Raw genomic sequence first — 18,321 nt, forward strand, 5'->3', positions numbered from 1 at the left:
CTCGGGTCGCCTCTTAAGCTGGATCAATCGAGCGCTTCGACGCTTACCCAGCCTTTGGTTCCAAAATTGTCTTCAACCTCGACGAAAAGGCCCTCGCGTTTGCCCGTCGGGGTAAGCGTCGTGCCTGGCTCTAGGCCGCGAAGCGCTTCGGCCTCACCCATGGGCATCGCCATCATGGACGTGGCAGTGTTCACCGTTGCGATACTGCTTGCACTGGCCGCTGGCGCTGCTGCGCGCGGGACCGATGCGATTACGGACTCTTGATCCACCACCTCGTTGAACGCGAGGACGAAGGCTTCGACCAATTGCTTGCCCTTGCGGCTGTGACGGTAACCAACTTGCTCAGCGCGCACGCTCCACGGGGAAGCGTTCCGGAAGCTCAAAGAGCTGCGTTTGACAGTTGCCGATCCGGTCACAATCGTTTGCCCTGTGGCAGGTGAAAGCAGCTTGATCCCTGCTGCCACACGCTTTTTCTTGCCGCCAAACATGTTGAACATGCCCATGACTGCGCCTGCACCCGGCACCCGTCCCAGAACCTGTCCTGCCGCGCCTGAGCGCACCAGCCCTTCGACCGCTGCTGTTTTCGCGATTTCGATGGATTGATCGACTTCTTCGCTGGAGCCAGCGATCACATTCATCAGAAAGTCTGCTGGCTGTCCGCTAGCTGAGGAATGAGGCGTAAAGCAGCCCGAATCGATTGCCAGCGTGTTGATCAACTCGCGCGGTGAACCAAGGTCAAATTCGGCCCAGCCTTGCGTGTCTCCGTCAACAATCGCGATGGTGCCGATGCTTTCTTCGCAAGTGACAAGCTGAACATCGTCGTCTGCCTTTGCGGGAGTGGGCAGGCTGAGTGCAGTTATTGCGGCGATACTGGCCATTGCTGGAAGTAGGTTTTTCATTGCATTTTCCCCTTGCTTTGATGCTTTGAGGTTGTGCCGATGTTACGCAGAGCGGACCACACACAGCTCCTGTCAGACGTGTGACAATCGCTGTTAGGATTGTGCGTCCGCCCGCCCCGAGCGCTAGGCCCCAGTCTATGTGCCGGTCTATGTACCGGTCTATGTCCCGCTCAGCGCCTTGCTTCATCGCTCCAGCTAATCATGCCGCCCATCATGGCTTGCGCCTCGGCGATGGCCTGCGTTCGCGGGGCCGATTGGACGGCGCCCGCAGAACGCTTGGTGCCCGGCGCCAGAAGTTCGACTCCAAGACCGGCTCCAAGATCGGCTCCAAGATCGGCAGGGGCCGCCGTGGACGTTGCCGAACTGGTCCAGCGCGACCAATCGGTGGACGCAGCATTCTTCACAATCGAAGAAGCAGCGCCCTCCTGCCCGAATATCGCGAGGCCTGATGCCGTCACAACGCCTGCGGTGTTGGTGTCGGTCACATTCATCGCCAGAGCCGCATAGGCTGCATTGTCACCATAAAGCGTGCCGCTGATATTGACGAAACAGCTCGGCGTGCAGGTATCGCCTGTCGACGTGACCGTGCCCGATGTGTTGGTGAACGCGCCGCCAAAAGTGAAACCTGCGCTGCCAGAGACGAGGTTTATTTCGCTGCTCCCCGGATTGGCCGCTCCCCCATTGGTGGACACTGCCCAGCTTCGCCCGCCTACTTCCATGGCGAGGTCGTAGCCAACGCGGTTGACCGAACCAAAGGCGATGGCAAGATCCCCCGTTAGGCTTCCAGTGGCCGAGCCAGCATTGTCTGTCGCGGATGTGCCGCCGATGAGTTCGTAAGCAATCGTTCCGCCTGGAAGGCTTGTTGTCACTTCGCCCGTCATCACATGATAGCCGCCATTAGGGCCAATCACGCTGTCAATATTGCCGAGCAATCCCCGCGCCTCGACGGTCCCGTTGGTCCAGCGCGCCCATGCGACTTGTTCAAGATCGGTTGCCTCGACAACATCGGTATCGTTGCTTGAAACTGTGCCCAGTACGGATGAGAGCCCTGTGACCTCGCCATCGACGAAATCTGCCGACCCACCAAATCCTGCGGCGAGCGAACCGTTTAGGTAAGTGTAATAGACTTGACCGTCGCGCGTCCCAGTAAAGCCGGTTCCGGTGCCGCCTCCAGAACTGCCGTCATCGCCGCCGGTATCACCGATTGCATCGAAAATGGCTGCCCCGCGGATCGACGTAAAATCAACGCCGCCGTCCCTGAAAATCGAGCCGCTATAGGTCACGCCAAATTGGCTAAAGTCCTCTTTCGAGAAGTTGCCCCTAAGAAGGAAGCTACCCGCGCGGTCGTCACTTGACGAGCCGTTCAGCGAGAAGGCAAAGTCTCCACCTGATCCGATATCAAAATCAACACCGGCGCCATCAATGCCCCCCGGCGTGGCCAAACTGACATCGAAATCGCTAAAGCCAATCGTCGCATCGACAGCGGCTTGGTAATCGAAGTTCGCAAAATCAAAGAGGATTGCGATTTGCCCGTCAAATGAGCCGGGTGCGATCAGTCCGCCCGCCACTGTTGGCGACGTCGCCGCGGTCACATCGAACACCACTCGCCCGTCTGGTAAGGTCGAAGCCTCGGTAAAGCGTTCGGTTATGAAATAGTGGAAGCCTTCATTCGCACCGACGGTGAATTCAACGGGCACGCCTGTGATGAAGCTGGTGTAAGTGCCTTCGGTCCAACGGCCGATCAGGACGTTCTCATCTCCGCTTACTTCAACATTCGATGCGGTTCCGCGCACTATGTAAGGGTCGCCGGCAAGGTTAATTGCATCAAGACCGCCAGCCTCGGTGATATCTGCGCTGAAGAGCACTTGGCTTCGCTGCACGAAAAGGCCCAAACCCGTGCCTGCGAGATTGATGGCCGCCCCATCGAAACCGCCCGTATAGACAAGCGCCGGGCTCCCGCCCTGCCCCGGCTCGCCGCCAGAGCCGCCGCCCATTCCGGGCAATCCATCAAACAGATCAGGGTCGTTGCCCGCGAGGAGGAAGTTGAAATACTCCGCGAAAAACGCGTTGAGATCGCCAAACCCAGCAAGCCCGCCTTGAGCAGCGGTTAGCGCTGCCAGATACGCCTCAATCGTTGCTTGATCCAGAACGGTGTATTCGCTCGGCAAATTGCCCGCCTCAAGGAATGCGAAGTACTCGTTCAAGGCCGCAACATAATCGAGGTAGATCGGAAGCCCCGCAAATGCGTCTGCATCACCCCCGCCATTGAGAAACGCGAAATAGGCCGACAAAAGCGGCGCATTGTCACCCAGCAGATCGCTCACCTGACCTGATTGTTCGACCGCGTTAAAAAACTCTCGCAGCTCAGCAAGCTCGGTCTCGGTAAAATCTGATGGCAGGCCATTTGCTGCTAGAAACGCCGCATAGGCGTTTAGCGATGCTGCGAATGCCGGGAAATCAGGCGGCACCGGAAGCCCCGCAAAATTGTCCGGGTTTCCGCCGCCCGATAGAAACGCGAAATAATCCTGATAGAACATTGCCTGATCGCCGAGGAACCCTTGCGTGGCGCCAGCCGCTTCAAGCTCTGCAATATAGCGTGCGATCACCTCTTGCGAGAGAGGCTGATAGGCCGATGGAATGCCGCCATTTTCAAGAAACTCGAAATAGGCAGCCAGGTCCGTTTGATAGCCTGCAAAAATATTGGAAGGCAGGCCAGCGAAAGCATCCACTTCGCCGCCAGATCTCAGAAAAGCGAGATAGTCAGAATAAAATTGAGCCTGATCGCCGAGCAGCGCCGTCAAAAGGCCGGTGTTGGAGAGCGTCTCCAAATAGGCGCGCACAGTCGCCTGATCGAGCTGCGTGAAATCGCTTGGCCGCTGGCCGCTTGCAAGGAAGGCGAAGTAATCAGACAGAGCCAATTGGAATTGGCTTGCAAAGTCGATCCCGCCATTGGCGAGGAAGGCCGTAACCAAGGCCTGATCCGCATCGCTCAGCTGGACCAAAAGACCGCTCTGCTGAAGAAACGCGATGGATTGCGCTAGCGCCTCTTGGCTTGCTCCGGTGAAATCGGCCGGAATGCCGCCGCTTCGAAGAAATGCGAAATAGGCGCTGGTCAAGTCCTTGAAGGACGAGGCGAACAGATCGCGGTTCTGTCCGCTCGCAAGGAAAGCGAGATAGGCATCAGCGAGCGCACGGTCGTGCGTGCTAAGCGCTGAAATCGCGCCTGTGCGGGAGGCAAACGCAAGATATGCGTCAATATCGGCCGCCCCGGCAACACCGCTATCAAAGCCGCTTGGCACGCCTCCTGCGCGGATCAGCTCAAGGTATCCCAAAGTGAAACCAGCATATTGGGTGAGGAATTCTGCCCCTGATGCACCGCTGGCAAGGAAAGCCAGATAAGTCCGAATAATATCCGCTTGTGCAGCGTTAAACGGGGTCCCGCCAAAACTGCTCTCAAGTTCGGCAGCGCTGGCAATCAGAAGCGCAAGATCGCCGCTTGGGAAACGGTCGATGGTGGGATTTGCAACCGCTGCCTCGACCCGGCGGCCCGCCTCGACAATATCGGAAGACGCGCCTGCGACGGCCAAGCCATCACCGAGCGTCACGGGAATGCCGTTGAGCGCCGCATTCACCGGCCCTGCATCACCGCCGATAGCGACAACGCCGCCCGGTGCTGGCGAAGCACCTGGCTGCTTAATAGCGGCATTTGCAATAGTGCGCTCAGGCGCTTCGCCCGCCTTCGCCTCCCACATCTGTCCCTCGCGGTATGGTTTTCGGCGCTTGCCATCGGTGCTGACCCGCACGACGCCTGTGAGCGTGTGGCCCGAAGAAGTGCCATCGCTGGCCACCGAAAAACTGGCAGATGAGCCGGTGCCCACGATCTGTCCTGCAACCCCGCCCGGCATACGAATATCAACCCGCGCGCGCGGTGCCCCGGTGACTGTGATCGACCCTTTGTGAAGATCAATCGAGCCGTCTTCATTGATGGTGTATTCAGCGCCCTCGCTGATCGAGATAACCGCGCCCGATGTGAGTTTTATCTGAGTAATACCAGAGGTTTGGGCTGCGCGCTGGCCGGGCTGAACGTCAACGCCTGAGCTTGGGAAGATGACCGTGTTTGCAAACACTGGCGAGCTGAGCGCCAGGCTTGAGGCACCGATCAAAAGAACCCGCAAAGAGCGCGATGAAGTTGAGTGAATGGAAGTCATTGCAAATACTCCAGAAGATAAGCGGATCAAAACTCGAAGCGCGCGCCAAGCGACACGGTCCAGCGGTCAAAATCAAACAGAGCGATGTTGCTCCAATTGCGGGTGTAAGCGGCGGTGGGCTGGAGAAAGAGCTTGTCCAGAACGGCCACCTTCAGGCCAGCGCGAACATCAAAGCGTTCGTCGCTTCGCTTTGTCAGGAACAGCGGGTCCGCGTCACCATAACGGCGCAGATCAAACGCTGCCCCACCAATGATCGCGACACGCTTTGCAACGGGCACTTCGGCGCCCGCGTTCACGCTGGCAAAACCGAAACTTTGGGCATCGCCTGCTTCTCGGCGTGTTTCTTCTTTGCCCCCGCTCACGTTGACAACGAAGTTCTTGCCGACATAGCCAACGCCTGCGGCAAAACGGTCCGCATCGCGCAGAGGATCGTTGTCGAAGTCGAGCCGGTTGTACTGCGCTGAAATGGTCAGCGCGCGGCCATTTGAAAGCGGCTTTGTGTATTGGGCGATCGCACCATAACTGGTACGAAACCCATCGTTATCGAGCCAGAATCTCTGCACCTGCCCCGAGAGCGAAATCACATCGCGATTGGCAAAAGTGTGCGCGTAACCCGCTGTAGCTGTGAGTAAGGCTTGATCGAAGGCGCTGTTGTCAAAATTATCGCGCCAATTGCCCAAAGCCGATGCAAACAAACGATCCTGCCGCCCAATTGCTGTGACGCCGGATATGCCTGCGCTGACCTCGTAAAACCCGTCTTCCTGGGCAATAGCATTTTCACCAAGCTGCCCTGCACCAAGGAAGCTGAAAAGCGGGATGACGATTGTATCGAGCGCGGTCGCAGAATTGATGTTGCTATCATATCCGGCGCGCGCTTCGGCAAAGCCGCTGATATCCGAACCGCCGCCTGCGATCTGTTTATCAAACTGACGCACGAACCCTGTGAAACGTTGGCGCACAGGATCAGGCAGTGTGGGATCATCAACCACCGTTGCAAATTGCTCGCGCGCGGTGTCGATATCGCCTGCCAGTGCGTAGGCCCGCGCAAGCTCGGCCCGCGCCGCTGCATTGTTTGGTTGGACGCTCAGCACGCGCTGAAACGCGATGATCGCATCTCCAATTCGGCCAGCGTCAAGCGCCGCTATTCCCAATTGATAATCGAACTGCGGATCGCCGGCGCGATCTTCAATCTGCGCGTTGAGCGCCTCGAACGGACTGCCTTCAGTTTGAGCTGGGCCTTGGGCCTGCGCAGCAATTGATATGGATGCAGCAAGCGCACCTACGCCAAGCAGAGCCGCATTTACGCAGCTTCGAAAAATCGATTTCATGATATTTGCCCCTAATCACCCTTGTGCGGTCCTGAGTAAGAACCTTGCAGGTGCCGTGATGGAGCGGGCGCGTTGGCAAGTCCGCTGACAAGCCATGTTAGCCTTGTGACAATTGCTGTTAGCCGGGTCTACCCAGGCCTCTTGCATGGCAAAATTGAGCTATTCTGTCCGCAGCGCTTCGATGGGTGAAAGGCGCGAGGCGCGGATGGCTGGATAGCTGCCAAAGACCAATCCCAAGGCAGCCGAGAAGATTAGCGCCCCGAGCGCCACCCCGAAACCAATGGGCACAGGAAAATCTGCGTAGGCGGTCAATGCCGTGCCCGCCAGCCAAGCCAGCACAAGCCCCACCGCACCGCCAAGCACGCACAGCACAGCGGCTTCGACGAGGAACTGGTTGCGAATATCGCTGCCCCTTGCGCCCAATGCCATGCGAAGCCCGATCTCGCGGGTTCTCTCAGTGACGCTCACCAACATAATGTTCATGATGCCAATGCCTCCCACCAAAAGTGAGATTGAGGCAATCGCCACCAATACCGCTTGAAGAATGCCTGTGATGAACTGGCTTTCTTCCATAAATTCCTGCGTCGTACGCACCCGGAACGGGTTAATCTCTCCATCGCGCACCCGGTAGCGGTCGCGCATGAGATTGGTGATATCGGCCTTGCCTTGGACGAGAGATGCGCCTTCCTCAAACCCGGCAAAGGCAAGGTTCAGATCGTCAGGTCCGGGCAACATATCGCCGACAAATCGCTGGCGCATGGTAGAGATCGGCAACACCACTGTGTCGTCATTGTCCGTGCCAAAGGTCGATCCCTTCTCTTCTAAAAGACCAATGACCTGAAACGGAACGCCGTCCACCCGGACGGTCTCTCCAACAGGGTCAAAACCGCCAAACAATGTCTCTGCAGTGGTCCGCCCCAAAACGAGCACACGCGCTGCTGAACGCACGTCAGCATCGCTGATATAGCGCCCCCTGTTGGCGGGGTGATTGGTGATGACACCGTAGCCGGGCGTAGTCCCCAAAGCGCTAGTGGTGGCGCTCGCACCTGAGGTTACCAAATCGAGCGAGGTGCGCAGCTGCGGCGCTGTTGCGATGACGCCGGGAACCTCGCGTTCAATGGCTCGCAAATCGCGGCTGGTCAGACGTCCTCTGTCGAATGAGCGCCTGCCTCCCTCATTATCCGGCTCCGGCACAATAATAGCCATATTGGAACCAAAGCTGTTGATGGACTGCATCACTGATTCCTGCGCGCCATTGCCCACTGCCACGGCCAAAGTGACCGCGAAAACGCCAATCAGCACGCCTAGCATGGTCAGGATCGAACGCATCAAATTGGTGCGAAGCGCAGTCAAGGCAATCGCGACGTTGACGCTCCAGCTTGCAAAGAAATTGGCGCGTCTTGATGTACCGGGTGCGCTCATGATGCGGCGCCTGCTGCAACAAGGCGGTTTTGAACCTGCCTGTCTTCGATCACCTTTCCATCGCGAAATTCGATCCGGCGCTTTGCATGGTCGGCAATTTCATCCTCGTGAGTGACAACAATGACCGTGATACCACTGGCATTGAGGCCTTCAAAGATAGCCATGATCTCTTCGCTGGTGCGCGTATCAAGCGCGCCTGTCGGTTCATCTGCAAGAAGCACAAGAGGCTCTGTGACTAGCGCGCGCGCAATCGCAACGCGTTGCTGTTGGCCGCCAGATAGTTTGGCCGGCGTGTTAAGCAGCCGCTCACCCAATCCCATGTCGATTAGCTTGCCGGTGGCGCGCCTGCGCCGTTCCTCTTTGTCGATCCCGGCATAGATCAACGGGACGGCCACATTGTCGATAGACGAAGTGCGAGCGAGCAGGTTGAACTGCTGAAAAACAAACCCGATCTTCTCATTTCGCAATTGCGCCAGATCATCGCTCGACATGCTCGCGGTCGCAGTTCCGTCGATTAAAATTTGGCCCGAAGACGGCACATCGAGGCAGCCGATCATATTCATGAACGTCGACTTGCCTGAGCCGCTCGTACCCATAATCGCAACATATTCGCCGCGTTCGATAGACAGGGAAACGCCGTTCACCGCATGAATAATTTCGCCGCCAAGGTTGTAGGATTTGACCAGTTCGCGCGTTTCGATGAGCGGACGATCATTGCGGGCCGGGGGAGTTGCAGGAGCAGCCATAACTTGCTTTACGAACCCTCGCCTGCGTCTTCGCCTCTCAATGATCGAGACCGCACAAGCACCGCCTCGCCCGCCTCAAGGCCGCCTGTGACTTCTACATAGTCCTCGCCTTCAAGGCCGGTTTGGACCGGGTGCTTGGTTGGAGCGTACGGATCTTCCCCGGGCTTCCAGACAAAGGTCTGCTTTGAGGCGGGATCTTCGCCTTCCTCTGCCTCCTGCCCTTCATTTCCGCTGCCTCTATCCTCCTCGCGCGGCAGAAACCGTGTCGCTGCCACGGGCACGCGCAAAACGTCTTTTTTGAGCCTGTGATAATCTCGACATTGGCCGTCATCCCGGTGAGCAGGCGGCCATCCGAATTGTCGACATCAAGGATCACCAGATAGCTGACCGCATTCCCGTTTTGCGTCGCGGACTGGCGGATCTGCTGTACTTTGGCTTCAAACTCGGCCTCTGGGTAGGAATCCACCGTAAAGCGCACTTTCTGATCCTCGCCCACTTGCCCAATATCTGCCTCATCAACCGATGCCTCGACTTGCATGCGGCTCGTGTCTGCGGCGATGGTGAAGAGGTTCGGCGTTTGGAAGTTTGCAGCCACAGTGGTCCCGGGATCCACAAGCTTGTCAATCACTACGCCGCCTGTAGGCGCAATGATGCGGGTGCGCGAAAGATCAAGCCTAGCCGATTCGAGCTCGGCGATACTCTGAGCAATCTGTGCGCGAGCTGACTGGGCCTGAGCCTGCGCAGTGCTCAAGTTCGCTTTGGCAGCGACAAGAGCATTCTCCGCCTGATCAAGCCCAGCAGCTGAGACGAAACCTTTCTCGGCCAGCTCCTTGCGCCTTGCAAATTCGCGGGTCTGCACTTCAACATCTGTGCGCGAGCGCACCATTGACGCCTCGGCTTGCGCAAGGCTTGCACGGGCAAGATCAACTTGGGCGCGGGCCTGTGTCACCCTGGCCCGCGGGCGGGTTGCGTCGATCTCGGCTAGCAATTGCCCTGCGGCAACGGGCGAATTGAAGTCCACGTAAACAGCGGTTATCTGGCCGGAGACTTCTGCGCCGACGTTGATCGTGTTTAGAGCGCGCAAAGTGCCGCTCGCAGATACAACGCGGGCGACTTCGCCCGTTGTCACATCTTGCGAGACATATTCATAGGATCGTCCGCCAGATGAAAGGATGCCCCACAAAATCAGGATAGCGACAAGCGCAACCACCCCGGAGATAACAGGATGCCGTTTAATCCAATCAATCAATCGCTTCACGTTTTCCCGCCCCGTTTGATCCCTCGCGCCCGCCATACAAGAATTGGCGGGGCAAGCGAGATCAAATCAAGTCGTTTGCCGAACCCTGTCGTTCGGCTGCCGAAATTTGCGCAAGAAATACTGCCAATTGCCCGTCTTACTCACGGTGATTTGGCCAATCGGTCAAATGCAATCAACCGCTTTAGTAAGACGGGCATCTGCTTTAAGGGGATCATGTTGGGTCCATCGCTTGGCGCTGCATCAGGGTCCTGATGGGTTTCCACGAAGAGCCCCGCCACCCCCACCGCCAGCGCAGCGCGCGCAAGATGGGGCACGAACTCGCGCTGACCGCCCGAGCTTGAACCTAGCCCGCCTGGCTGCTGCACCGAATGGGTTGCGTCAAAAATCACGGGATATCCGGTCTGTGCCATGATCGGAAGAGAGCGCATGTCGTTCACAAGCGTGTTGTAGCCAAAGCTGCTTCCCCTCTCACACAGCATGATATTTTCATTCCCAGTGCTCGCGATTTTTGCTGCGACATTTTTCATGTCCCATGGCGCCAAAAACTGGCCCTTCTTTACATTGACCGCGCGGCCCGTTCTGCCAGCCGCAACAAGCAAATCCGTTTGGCGGCAAAGGAAAGCAGGGATTTGCAGCACATCGACAACTTGCGCCGCCGCTTCGCATTGCGCCGCCTCATGCACATCTGTGATAAGCGCGCAGCCAAACTTGGAACGCACCTCGGCAAACACATCAAGAGCCTTAGCCATGCCAATTCCGCGCGGTGCATCCCAAGACGTTCGGTTGCCTTTGTCAAAAGAGGCCTTGAAGACAAGGCCGATGCCGAGGCTTTGGCACATCTCGCTTAGGGCGCTGGCCATTTCCATAGTGTGATCGCGGCTCTCCATCGCACACGGCCCAGCGATAAGGATCACGGGCTTGTCATTGGCGACTTTCAATGGCCCGATATGAAGCTCTTTCGCCTGCGTCATTTCAAAAAGCTCCAAACCGGTTGAGCAGCTGAGATGCGCTGACACCGCGCGCTGCGTTCAGCCGAATATGCGCCTCGTTTGAAAGCACCTCCCAAGCTCGCTCTTCGACAGCGCTCCAATGCTTACGCGGAACCACGACAACACCGTCTTCATCGGCAAAAACCACATCATCGTTGCAGATTGCAACATCGCCCATGGTGATGGGTTTGTTCATGGCTTTAACGGTGCCTTCAAACTTTATATCATTGCAGTGGCTCGCGTGCGCATAGACCGGGAAACCTAAGCGCCGGACGTCCTGTGTATCCCGCGTCACACCGTCGATTACAGCGCCCACCGCGCCCGCGCGCACCGCAAGATTGGCATTCAAGTCACCGAAATAGGCTCTTTCAGGCACCCCATTTGCAACCATGATCACATCGCCCTGCCGAACAAAGTCGTAGGACTTTAGTGCGCTGTAAATGCCTTTCCACGCGTCCCCATCACTGGGCCCTACCGGCTCAAGCTCAAGGGTTTTAGCGCGCCCCATGAAATTTCCGCCGGTTGTGGGTTTCAGATGCGCTGGGAGAACGGCTGATATTTCCATTTCCTTGCAGATATCGGCAAGGACGGTGGAAGTTAGATGCCCCTGTACGGCGCGAAACCGATTGGCTTCCTCGGCCCTTTGTCCTGCCGCGATAGCCTCTGCCAAAGCAAAATCGCTGGGTGTGTTGATGTCCACTTGCTCAGCCGGATCAAGCTCGAACAGGATCGGCGCCTTGCCAAACCTGCGCTTTGGAAGCGAACCATCAGCGGGCCGTTTCACAATATAGAGGCTCATCGCTTCTACAGTCGTCTCGGGCAGATTGACGCTGTTGGGTATGCGCCCAGCACCGTCCGCATACAAGGGCGTATGCCCCTCCCAGCAATATTGCTTTACCCGCGAGACCCCGACAAGACTGTCTGCGTCAGGGCTCGCGAAAAGAGCGTTGATCGCCCGCGTCACCGTGTCGGCAGTGATGAAGGGCGCGGTGCAAAGCAGCTGGACCCAAGCATCGGCACCGGGCCGCTGAGCGCATTGCCAAGCGAACATTTCGTGACCGTCGGCGGCATTGCTGGCAAGGCGTTGCGGGCGAGGCAGCCACGTCACGGCGAGATCATCGGCGAGGGCTGCAAGACCCTCATCTTCGCTATCAAGACAAACCTCGCCAATCGCTGGGCAGTCGAGAGCCTGCCGCAGCTTCCGTTTAAACAGATGCTCCCCATCAAGAATTGCCCGGTTCTTGCCCGGCATTCTTTCGCTGTCTCCCTTGGCGGGAATGAAGGCTACGATGTTCATCAGCTAGCCCAGCATATCTTGAATATGGAGCATGCCTTCAAGATAACCATCATCGTCTATGACCGGCATCACCAACCAGGCAGAAGCCGACTTTCTGCGGCCCTCAAGCACTTCACCCAGCCTTGCGCCAACACTGACTGTGCGGGGATTGCTGTGCATTACTGCCCCGGCGCTTACGCCCGCAATATCACCGTTCTTTTGGATCGCTCTGCGAACATCGCCGTCAACAACGAGCCCTAGCAAGCGGTCCCTTTCATCTATGACACAGGCTGCGCCCATGCGTTTGGCCGACATCACCGTGAGCAACTCCAACAAAGGTGCATCGGCGTGCACTTTAGGCAGATCGTCCCCTTGCCGCATCAAGCTTGCGATCGGGATCATCTGGCGCCCCAGAAGACCAGCGGGATGGTGGCTGAGGAAATGTTCGCGGGTGAAGCCTCGCGATTGGCTGACGGCAATTGCCAGCGCGTCACCTATTGCCAGTTGAAGCGTTGTGGTCGCGGTGGGCGCAAGGCCCATTGTCCCCGCTTCAGCAGCGACTTCGGCAAGGATCAGGTGATCGGCGGCGCGGGCAAGAGGCGATGCGCTGTTTCCGACAATCGCGATCAATGTGCACCGCCGCGCCCGCAATGATGGCAAGAGGCGGTTGATCTCTTGAGTGGTGCCGCTATTTGAAAAAGCCAGAACGACGCAACCGGCTTGAATTGCTCCCAAATCGCCATGCGCGGCTTCGGCTGCGTTGAGGAAGAAGGCGGCGGTATCAAGGCTTGAAAAAGTAGCAGCAACCTTGGCGGCGATATGGCCGGACTTTCCAATTCCGGTGAGGATAATTGGCCGGTTTTGCCGCGCCAAAACTGCAATGACCTCAGCGATTTCTGCGTGAGAGGTGTTGCACAAGAAATGCGACAAGGCATCGCGCTCGCCTGCGATTGCGGCGTAGAAATCGCCTGTCCCATTGTCCTGCTGCGACGTTGATATGGCGGCCAAAGCGGTCATGCAGCCAACTCCTCGCACCCGCCCCACCTTGAGGCAAACACCGCAATATTTTGCTCCCAGCGCACAGGGTCCACCGGATTGGTAATCCGCTTGATGAGCTGCGCGCTATCGAGATCGGGATCTTCCAGCCAAATGAGGTTGTTGGCCGCATGAAATGCAAGCCATACAAGTGCAGTATTTGTGTCTGGCGGCGACGCGCAGCCCGCTACGACATCAGTTATCAAGGCCTCCCAATCGCCATACGCATTGAGCCATGAGCCCGTTTGGAAACGTGTCCTTCTGACAATCGGTGTCCCGTAAAAGGCAGCAAGAGAGAAACATTTGGAATCGCCCAGGAACACACCATCAGCCGCCTTAATCAGCTGAGCCGTGGCCGAATGCCCGGACGGTGTCTTGCTTGGCAGCAGCCGAACCTGTTCACCTGCCCCTCGCACAACATCCTTTAGCGCCGTGTTGTCGGCATAAAGTTCATTCAGGGGATGGTTGGTCAATGCCAATGCGGCGCGGCCGTCAATCGCCCTTATCGCCTCTTCGACTAAGCTCGCATTCGCGGCAGCGCCAACACGGTGCTGGATGAAGAAGTTTTCCGGATGCTCATATTCAAGTGGGAGGCAGAGGGTGGGCCGATCATTAGGCAGGCCAGACCAATCGCGAAACGCCGCTTGCTCATCGGGCGCGGGCACAACCGAGCGCGAAAATGCTTCCCAATACGGGTCCATCAATTGAAGCAGCGCTGCCTCTTCTTCATCTGTGATTGATGGCAAGAGCCCATGATCAAAGGGAGATTTCGTAAAGTGAATTGCGCTCACTGGTAAGGGTATCGGGTCCGCCCCGCCTTCGGTGATATGTCGCACCGTTCCCCGAAACGCAGAAACGGTCGCCAAATCAGCGGAGCGGCAGAGGATCAGGTCAGGGTCCAGCTCGTTCACGAATTCGGCGATTTGATCGCGCTGCAAAGCCTGGGTGCGCATGGAGGGATGATCTTTGTCCGTGACAATATGCCAAATGAGCTGCGGCAAATGCGCACAAACGTCACATTCGCGCTGGCTAACGCCTGTCCCCTGCCAAGACACAGGAGCCAGAATACGCAGCTCATTGCCGCTCGACAGTTTTTCCAAAAGTGGCACGATAATGCGCTCAAACCACCATGGGGTGACGTTTGGGAGATAGAGTAAAATGCGCATGTGACGCCCCAGCGTTTTGCATGAGCTTGCGAAGAGAAGAGCGCTCATGATTTACATGCGTGTTAAGCGGGCCGGGTAAGAATGGGTTAACCATGACACCTGTGATTACTGCTTAGATCGCTCGCGCATTGGACTGCTTACAGCCAGCATTTGCAGCGCGGCGGCCGAACCTACCGCAAGTGCGCGATAAAACGGGCGATCAAGGATGGACCTGACGCGGGATTTGGTGATCAAAGGTCGAGCAAATTGCGGCGATAGCGAAAGCCGCAATAGGCGGCGGCACAATTCACCGGCCACGAACCGGGACGCCTCCCAGTCCTGGTTCAAAGTTATGCCCGCGATGGCTCACCCATTTAAGGTCACTCAGTCACGGAGTACCACTTGGGCCGCTCAACTGGCCCCTCAACTGATAGCGACAAGATTGTCGTCTGAATTGCGATCAACATATTTGTTGTACGGATCAACACCAACCCAAGCCGGCTTGACCTTTGTGACAACCTTGATCTCTTGAGTTCCAGATTTGATCGCACGCCGCTTCATGAACAAGACGTTCGCCTTGTCGAATTCGCCCGCTCCGGGGCGCTCGGTGAACAGGCCAACCTCAATCTGGTCGCTTAGTTCAGCCTCGGACTCATTGCCCTCCCCATCGGCATAAGCTTTGGAAGCGGCAATCGTGATTGTCGTCTCGAACGTGCCATCGCCAAGCTTTCTCACCTCGGCTCCTTCAGCCTTAAGGTCGTAAATGGTGATCCTTTGAAGCAAATCGCGGACCAACCCGCGCTCTTCCTCATTGCGGGCGAGCGAGAAGAAACCGCCAACCAGATCTTCCGAATTGGCATATGGTTCGCTCTTGAACCGGAACTTGTCGAGAAGCCCCGCCAGCATGGCATTGACGCGGTCCTCACCAAGCCGGTCTTGCAAGAGATACATGACCACCGAACCTTTGCGGTAATGGATATACCCCTGATTTTCGACGCGCTCCATCGGCAGTTCTTCAAGAGCTTCAGAACCGCGAGCCGACAGGTATGTATCAAGCTCAAACTTCAGAAACCGGCGCATATCATCTTCGCCGTACAGGTCCTTCATCACCATCAGCGCTGAATATTGCGCCAAAGTCTCGACCAACATGGTGCCGCCTTGCTGGTCAGCGGAAATAAGCTGGTGCGCCCAATATTGGTGCGCTGCTTCGTGCGCTGTGATGTAGGTGACATAGTCGATCTCACCCGGATCCGCGAGATTCGCAAGGAACCCGATATCTTCTGAATAAGGCATTGTGCCTGCAAACGCCTGAGCAAAGCTGGCGTAACCGGGAAATTCGATGATTCGGGCGTAGTCGAACTGATAGGGCCCGAAATTGGCGCGGTAATATTTGAACGATGCATCCATCGCATCAATCATGCGCTCTGCATTATAGGGGTGCTTTGGGTCGTAGTAGACTTGGAGATTCACCCCATCTGCATCGCGCTCCATGATATCATATCGTGCCGATTGGATTGAGAGAAAGCTCAATATGGGAGCTGTCGATTGAAAGCGCGCAATCCGGCGATCGCCCTCCACCACATCGGACACCCGCTTGCCCGGTGCTATAGGCACTTGGTCAGCGGAGGTGGAAAGAGTGATCTCAGAATTCACCCAATCTGCGCCCACGTAATTGTCCAGATGCTCATGCTTATCTTCGAGCTTTGCAGGACGCAGTTCAGGTTCAAGATCATACTTGCGGCGGGTTGCACGGTCGGTGAGCAAGCCTTGCTCATTCATACCGATTTGAGGGGCAAATTCCGCATTGTTGAGGAATGTGCCGTTTTTAACGAGCCTCGTATCGTAGCCCCTAGCGCTCATCGCTTTGTGCCAGCGCTGCGTTTTGAAGGTCAGAGTGGTGGTCTCATCGGGCGCCAAGGGCGTGTCGAAACGATAAATGCGGTGCTGATAGGTTTCATCGTTTTTATCTAACGTCGCTCCCGTCACTTTGGCATCGACCAATTTCGTTTCTGCGTCGAACAGCCTTACATGCAGTGTCTCAACCGGTTCGCCTGTGTTGTTGACCAAGGTGTATGCGCCTGATGCTTCCATTCGGCGTTCGGACGGGAAGAGATCAATTGCCATTTTGATGTCGGTCAAAGTAGGCTGTTTGAGATCAGCGTATTGGAGATACTCTTTTTCGTAATCGGCAAGGAGCTCCTCTTGCTGGTCGTTGGTCCGATATGTGTTCTCAACATTCATCTGATTGTAGAGGAACGCGCCGGTTCCAATGGAAGTGAGAATGCCGGCTAGGCCAAGCGCGCCAGCAACCGACACTGCGCGGCGCGGCAAAGCTTTGATCCGCGGCAAGAGGCGGGTCTCAGTCCCGCGCCGCCACAAGAGGTGGGCAAGAACCGCCATGACCAAGGCTATGCCGCCAAAATAAAGCCGCATCCACCAACTGAGCACGCCCCCTTGAGAATTGCCATTCATATCAGAAAGCGCGGTGAACTGGGGTTCGCCATAAAGAATGAGCGGGTGACCAAGTCCAATGCCATTAAAGGTCGCAGTCGCTACAAAATAGAGCAGCATCAGCCCCCAACCGATGTATTTGTTGGGGCTCAAAGCCTGAACAAAGACCGAGAGTATGGCGATCATAAGAAGATCAACCGTCACCGGAAGCACATACCAGCCAAGGTATTTCTCGATCTCAAAATTGAAGTAACCTCTGCTTGCCTGAACAGCGATGGCTGCGAACATTGAAACCAGCAAGGTTGCAAAAAGGACGAAAGTCACCGCGATCGTCTTAGGCACCATATAGGCCCACCCGGGCAATGAAGTGCTGTCGATGATCTCGTGGAACTTGCGGTCGCGGTCGCGCCAGACCAACTCTCCGCCATAGTAGATTGCGATGATCAATGGGATGATGACAAAGGAGCCCTGAACCACCTCAATGATCGAGAATGTCGCGGGAATGCGCGGGGTGCCATATGTTTCTGTTCCAAAGATCAAAGAGGCCAGGCAATTCACTAGGCCAAGCGCCAAGAGCACCGGGAACGCCGGACTACGCACAACCTGAGAGATCTCAAACCGCGTCGTTTTGAGCAAACGTGCAAAGCCCGCTTTTTCGGGATGCGTTTGAGGGAGAACCGCAACCGTTTGAGGTTGGGCTTTCGCCAGCTTAGCAGCCTGCTTTTCAAGCTTGCGCGCTTTACGCGAGGTAATGCCGCGCTCTGCAAAGCTGAACCGCGACAAAGCAAAGACCAGCGCAATCGCCCCAAAGCCAATCGCGCCTGCCCGGTTTGCCAGCATCGTGCCGGTCATTTCAGGCAATCGGCTATTGAGTTCTGCGGCTGTCCAATAGCGTGTCTCAACTCCAACCGCAGCGCGCCCTAGGGGTTCAAAGAGGGCGGCGATTTCGCGGTATTCCGGCTCTCCGCCGACAACGCCAAGGAACACAAAATAAAGCACCAAAAAGCCGACGACAGCCACATAGGTGTACATCATCGAACGCGTGACAGTAGCCACCGCGAAGAAGACGGCGCTCAGCAAAAATACATTGGGGACAGAGAAGAAGGTGAAGCTACCCAGATAATCTGCCCACCTGTTTGGCCCCAGCGTTTCCGGGTCAAGCCACGGCATCAAGGAACCCAAAAAGATCGCAAGCGGAATGGCCGCAAAGGCTATCAAAGCCACGCCAAATGCCCCTGTAAACCGTCCGATCAAGTACGAGAATTTCGTTACCTGCGTGGAACGGACCATGGGCCCAAAACCGCTATCATCATCGCGCACAACCACATTGGCGACAAAAGCCGTGGTCACAAACATGAAGAACAGGCTCATGATCTGCTGAACCTCTAGGATTGCAGAGGGGCTGTTCACATTAACATTGCCCCCGCCGCCGATCTGCACCTGCTCAATCACAACTGACGCAAAAGTCAGCAGGAAGAATATGGCAGTCGACGCCCAGAAAACGGGATTGCGTAGCTGATAACGCAGCTCAAAAAGCGCGATTGATCCGAACATGGGTATCCTC

At 56.7% G+C, this 18,321-nt stretch carries 11 protein-coding genes; all 11 read right to left on the minus strand.

The window, feature by feature from the left end:
* Positions 1–23: 23 nt before the first annotated feature.
* Positions 24–899 (minus strand): SH3 domain-containing protein, encoded by an 876-nt coding sequence (locus tag AC0V60_RS11205; protein WP_486178540.1) that lies wholly within the window; start codon positions 897–899, stop codon positions 24–26.
* Positions 900–1,069: 170 nt separating this feature from the next.
* The gene (locus AC0V60_RS11210; RefSeq protein WP_486178541.1) at positions 1,070–5,107 is read right to left on the minus strand and encodes a hypothetical protein; all 4,038 of its coding nucleotides are present in this window, start codon (positions 5,105–5,107) and stop codon (positions 1,070–1,072) included.
* Between the two features lie 26 nt (positions 5,108–5,133).
* Positions 5,134–6,435 (minus strand): tetratricopeptide repeat protein, encoded by a 1,302-nt coding sequence (locus AC0V60_RS11215; RefSeq protein ID WP_486178542.1) that lies wholly within the window; start codon positions 6,433–6,435, stop codon positions 5,134–5,136.
* 159 nt (positions 6,436–6,594) lie between these two features.
* The gene (locus tag AC0V60_RS11220; RefSeq protein ID WP_486178543.1) at positions 6,595–7,857 is read right to left on the minus strand and encodes an ABC transporter permease; all 1,263 of its coding nucleotides are present in this window, start codon (positions 7,855–7,857) and stop codon (positions 6,595–6,597) included.
* Positions 7,854–8,603 carry an ABC transporter ATP-binding protein gene (locus tag AC0V60_RS11225; RefSeq protein ID WP_486178544.1) on the minus strand — a complete coding sequence of 250 codons (750 nt, stop codon included), beginning with the start codon at positions 8,601–8,603 and terminating at the stop codon, positions 7,854–7,856. The genes AC0V60_RS11220 and AC0V60_RS11225 overlap by 4 nt, the downstream gene beginning before the upstream one ends.
* A gap of 94 nt (positions 8,604–8,697) precedes the next feature.
* Positions 8,698–9,861, minus strand: coding sequence for an efflux RND transporter periplasmic adaptor subunit (locus AC0V60_RS11230; RefSeq protein WP_486178545.1), 1,164 nt, complete (start codon positions 9,859–9,861; stop codon positions 8,698–8,700).
* Between the two features lie 140 nt (positions 9,862–10,001).
* Positions 10,002–10,832, minus strand: a complete 831-nt coding sequence (gene kdsA / locus AC0V60_RS11235) for a 3-deoxy-8-phosphooctulonate synthase (protein WP_486178546.1) — start codon at positions 10,830–10,832, stop codon at positions 10,002–10,004.
* Between the two features lies 1 nt (position 10,833).
* Positions 10,834–12,147, minus strand: coding sequence for an RraA family protein (locus AC0V60_RS11240; RefSeq protein WP_486178547.1), 1,314 nt, complete (start codon positions 12,145–12,147; stop codon positions 10,834–10,836).
* A 3-nt stretch (positions 12,148–12,150) separates the two neighbouring features.
* Positions 12,151–13,143, minus strand: coding sequence for a KpsF/GutQ family sugar-phosphate isomerase (locus tag AC0V60_RS11245; RefSeq protein WP_486178548.1), 993 nt, complete (start codon positions 13,141–13,143; stop codon positions 12,151–12,153).
* Positions 13,140–14,375, minus strand: a complete 1,236-nt coding sequence (locus AC0V60_RS11250; protein WP_486178549.1) for a hypothetical protein — start codon at positions 14,373–14,375, stop codon at positions 13,140–13,142. Before AC0V60_RS11250 ends, AC0V60_RS11245 begins: the two co-directional genes overlap by 4 nt.
* Before the next feature lie 354 nt (positions 14,376–14,729).
* On the minus strand, positions 14,730–18,311 hold the full coding sequence (locus AC0V60_RS11255; RefSeq protein WP_486178550.1) for an ABC transporter permease/M1 family aminopeptidase: 3,582 nt from the start codon (positions 18,309–18,311) through the stop codon (positions 14,730–14,732).
* Between the last annotated feature and the right edge of the window lie 10 nt (positions 18,312–18,321).

The organism is Erythrobacter sp. S259, from assembly GCF_057364965.1.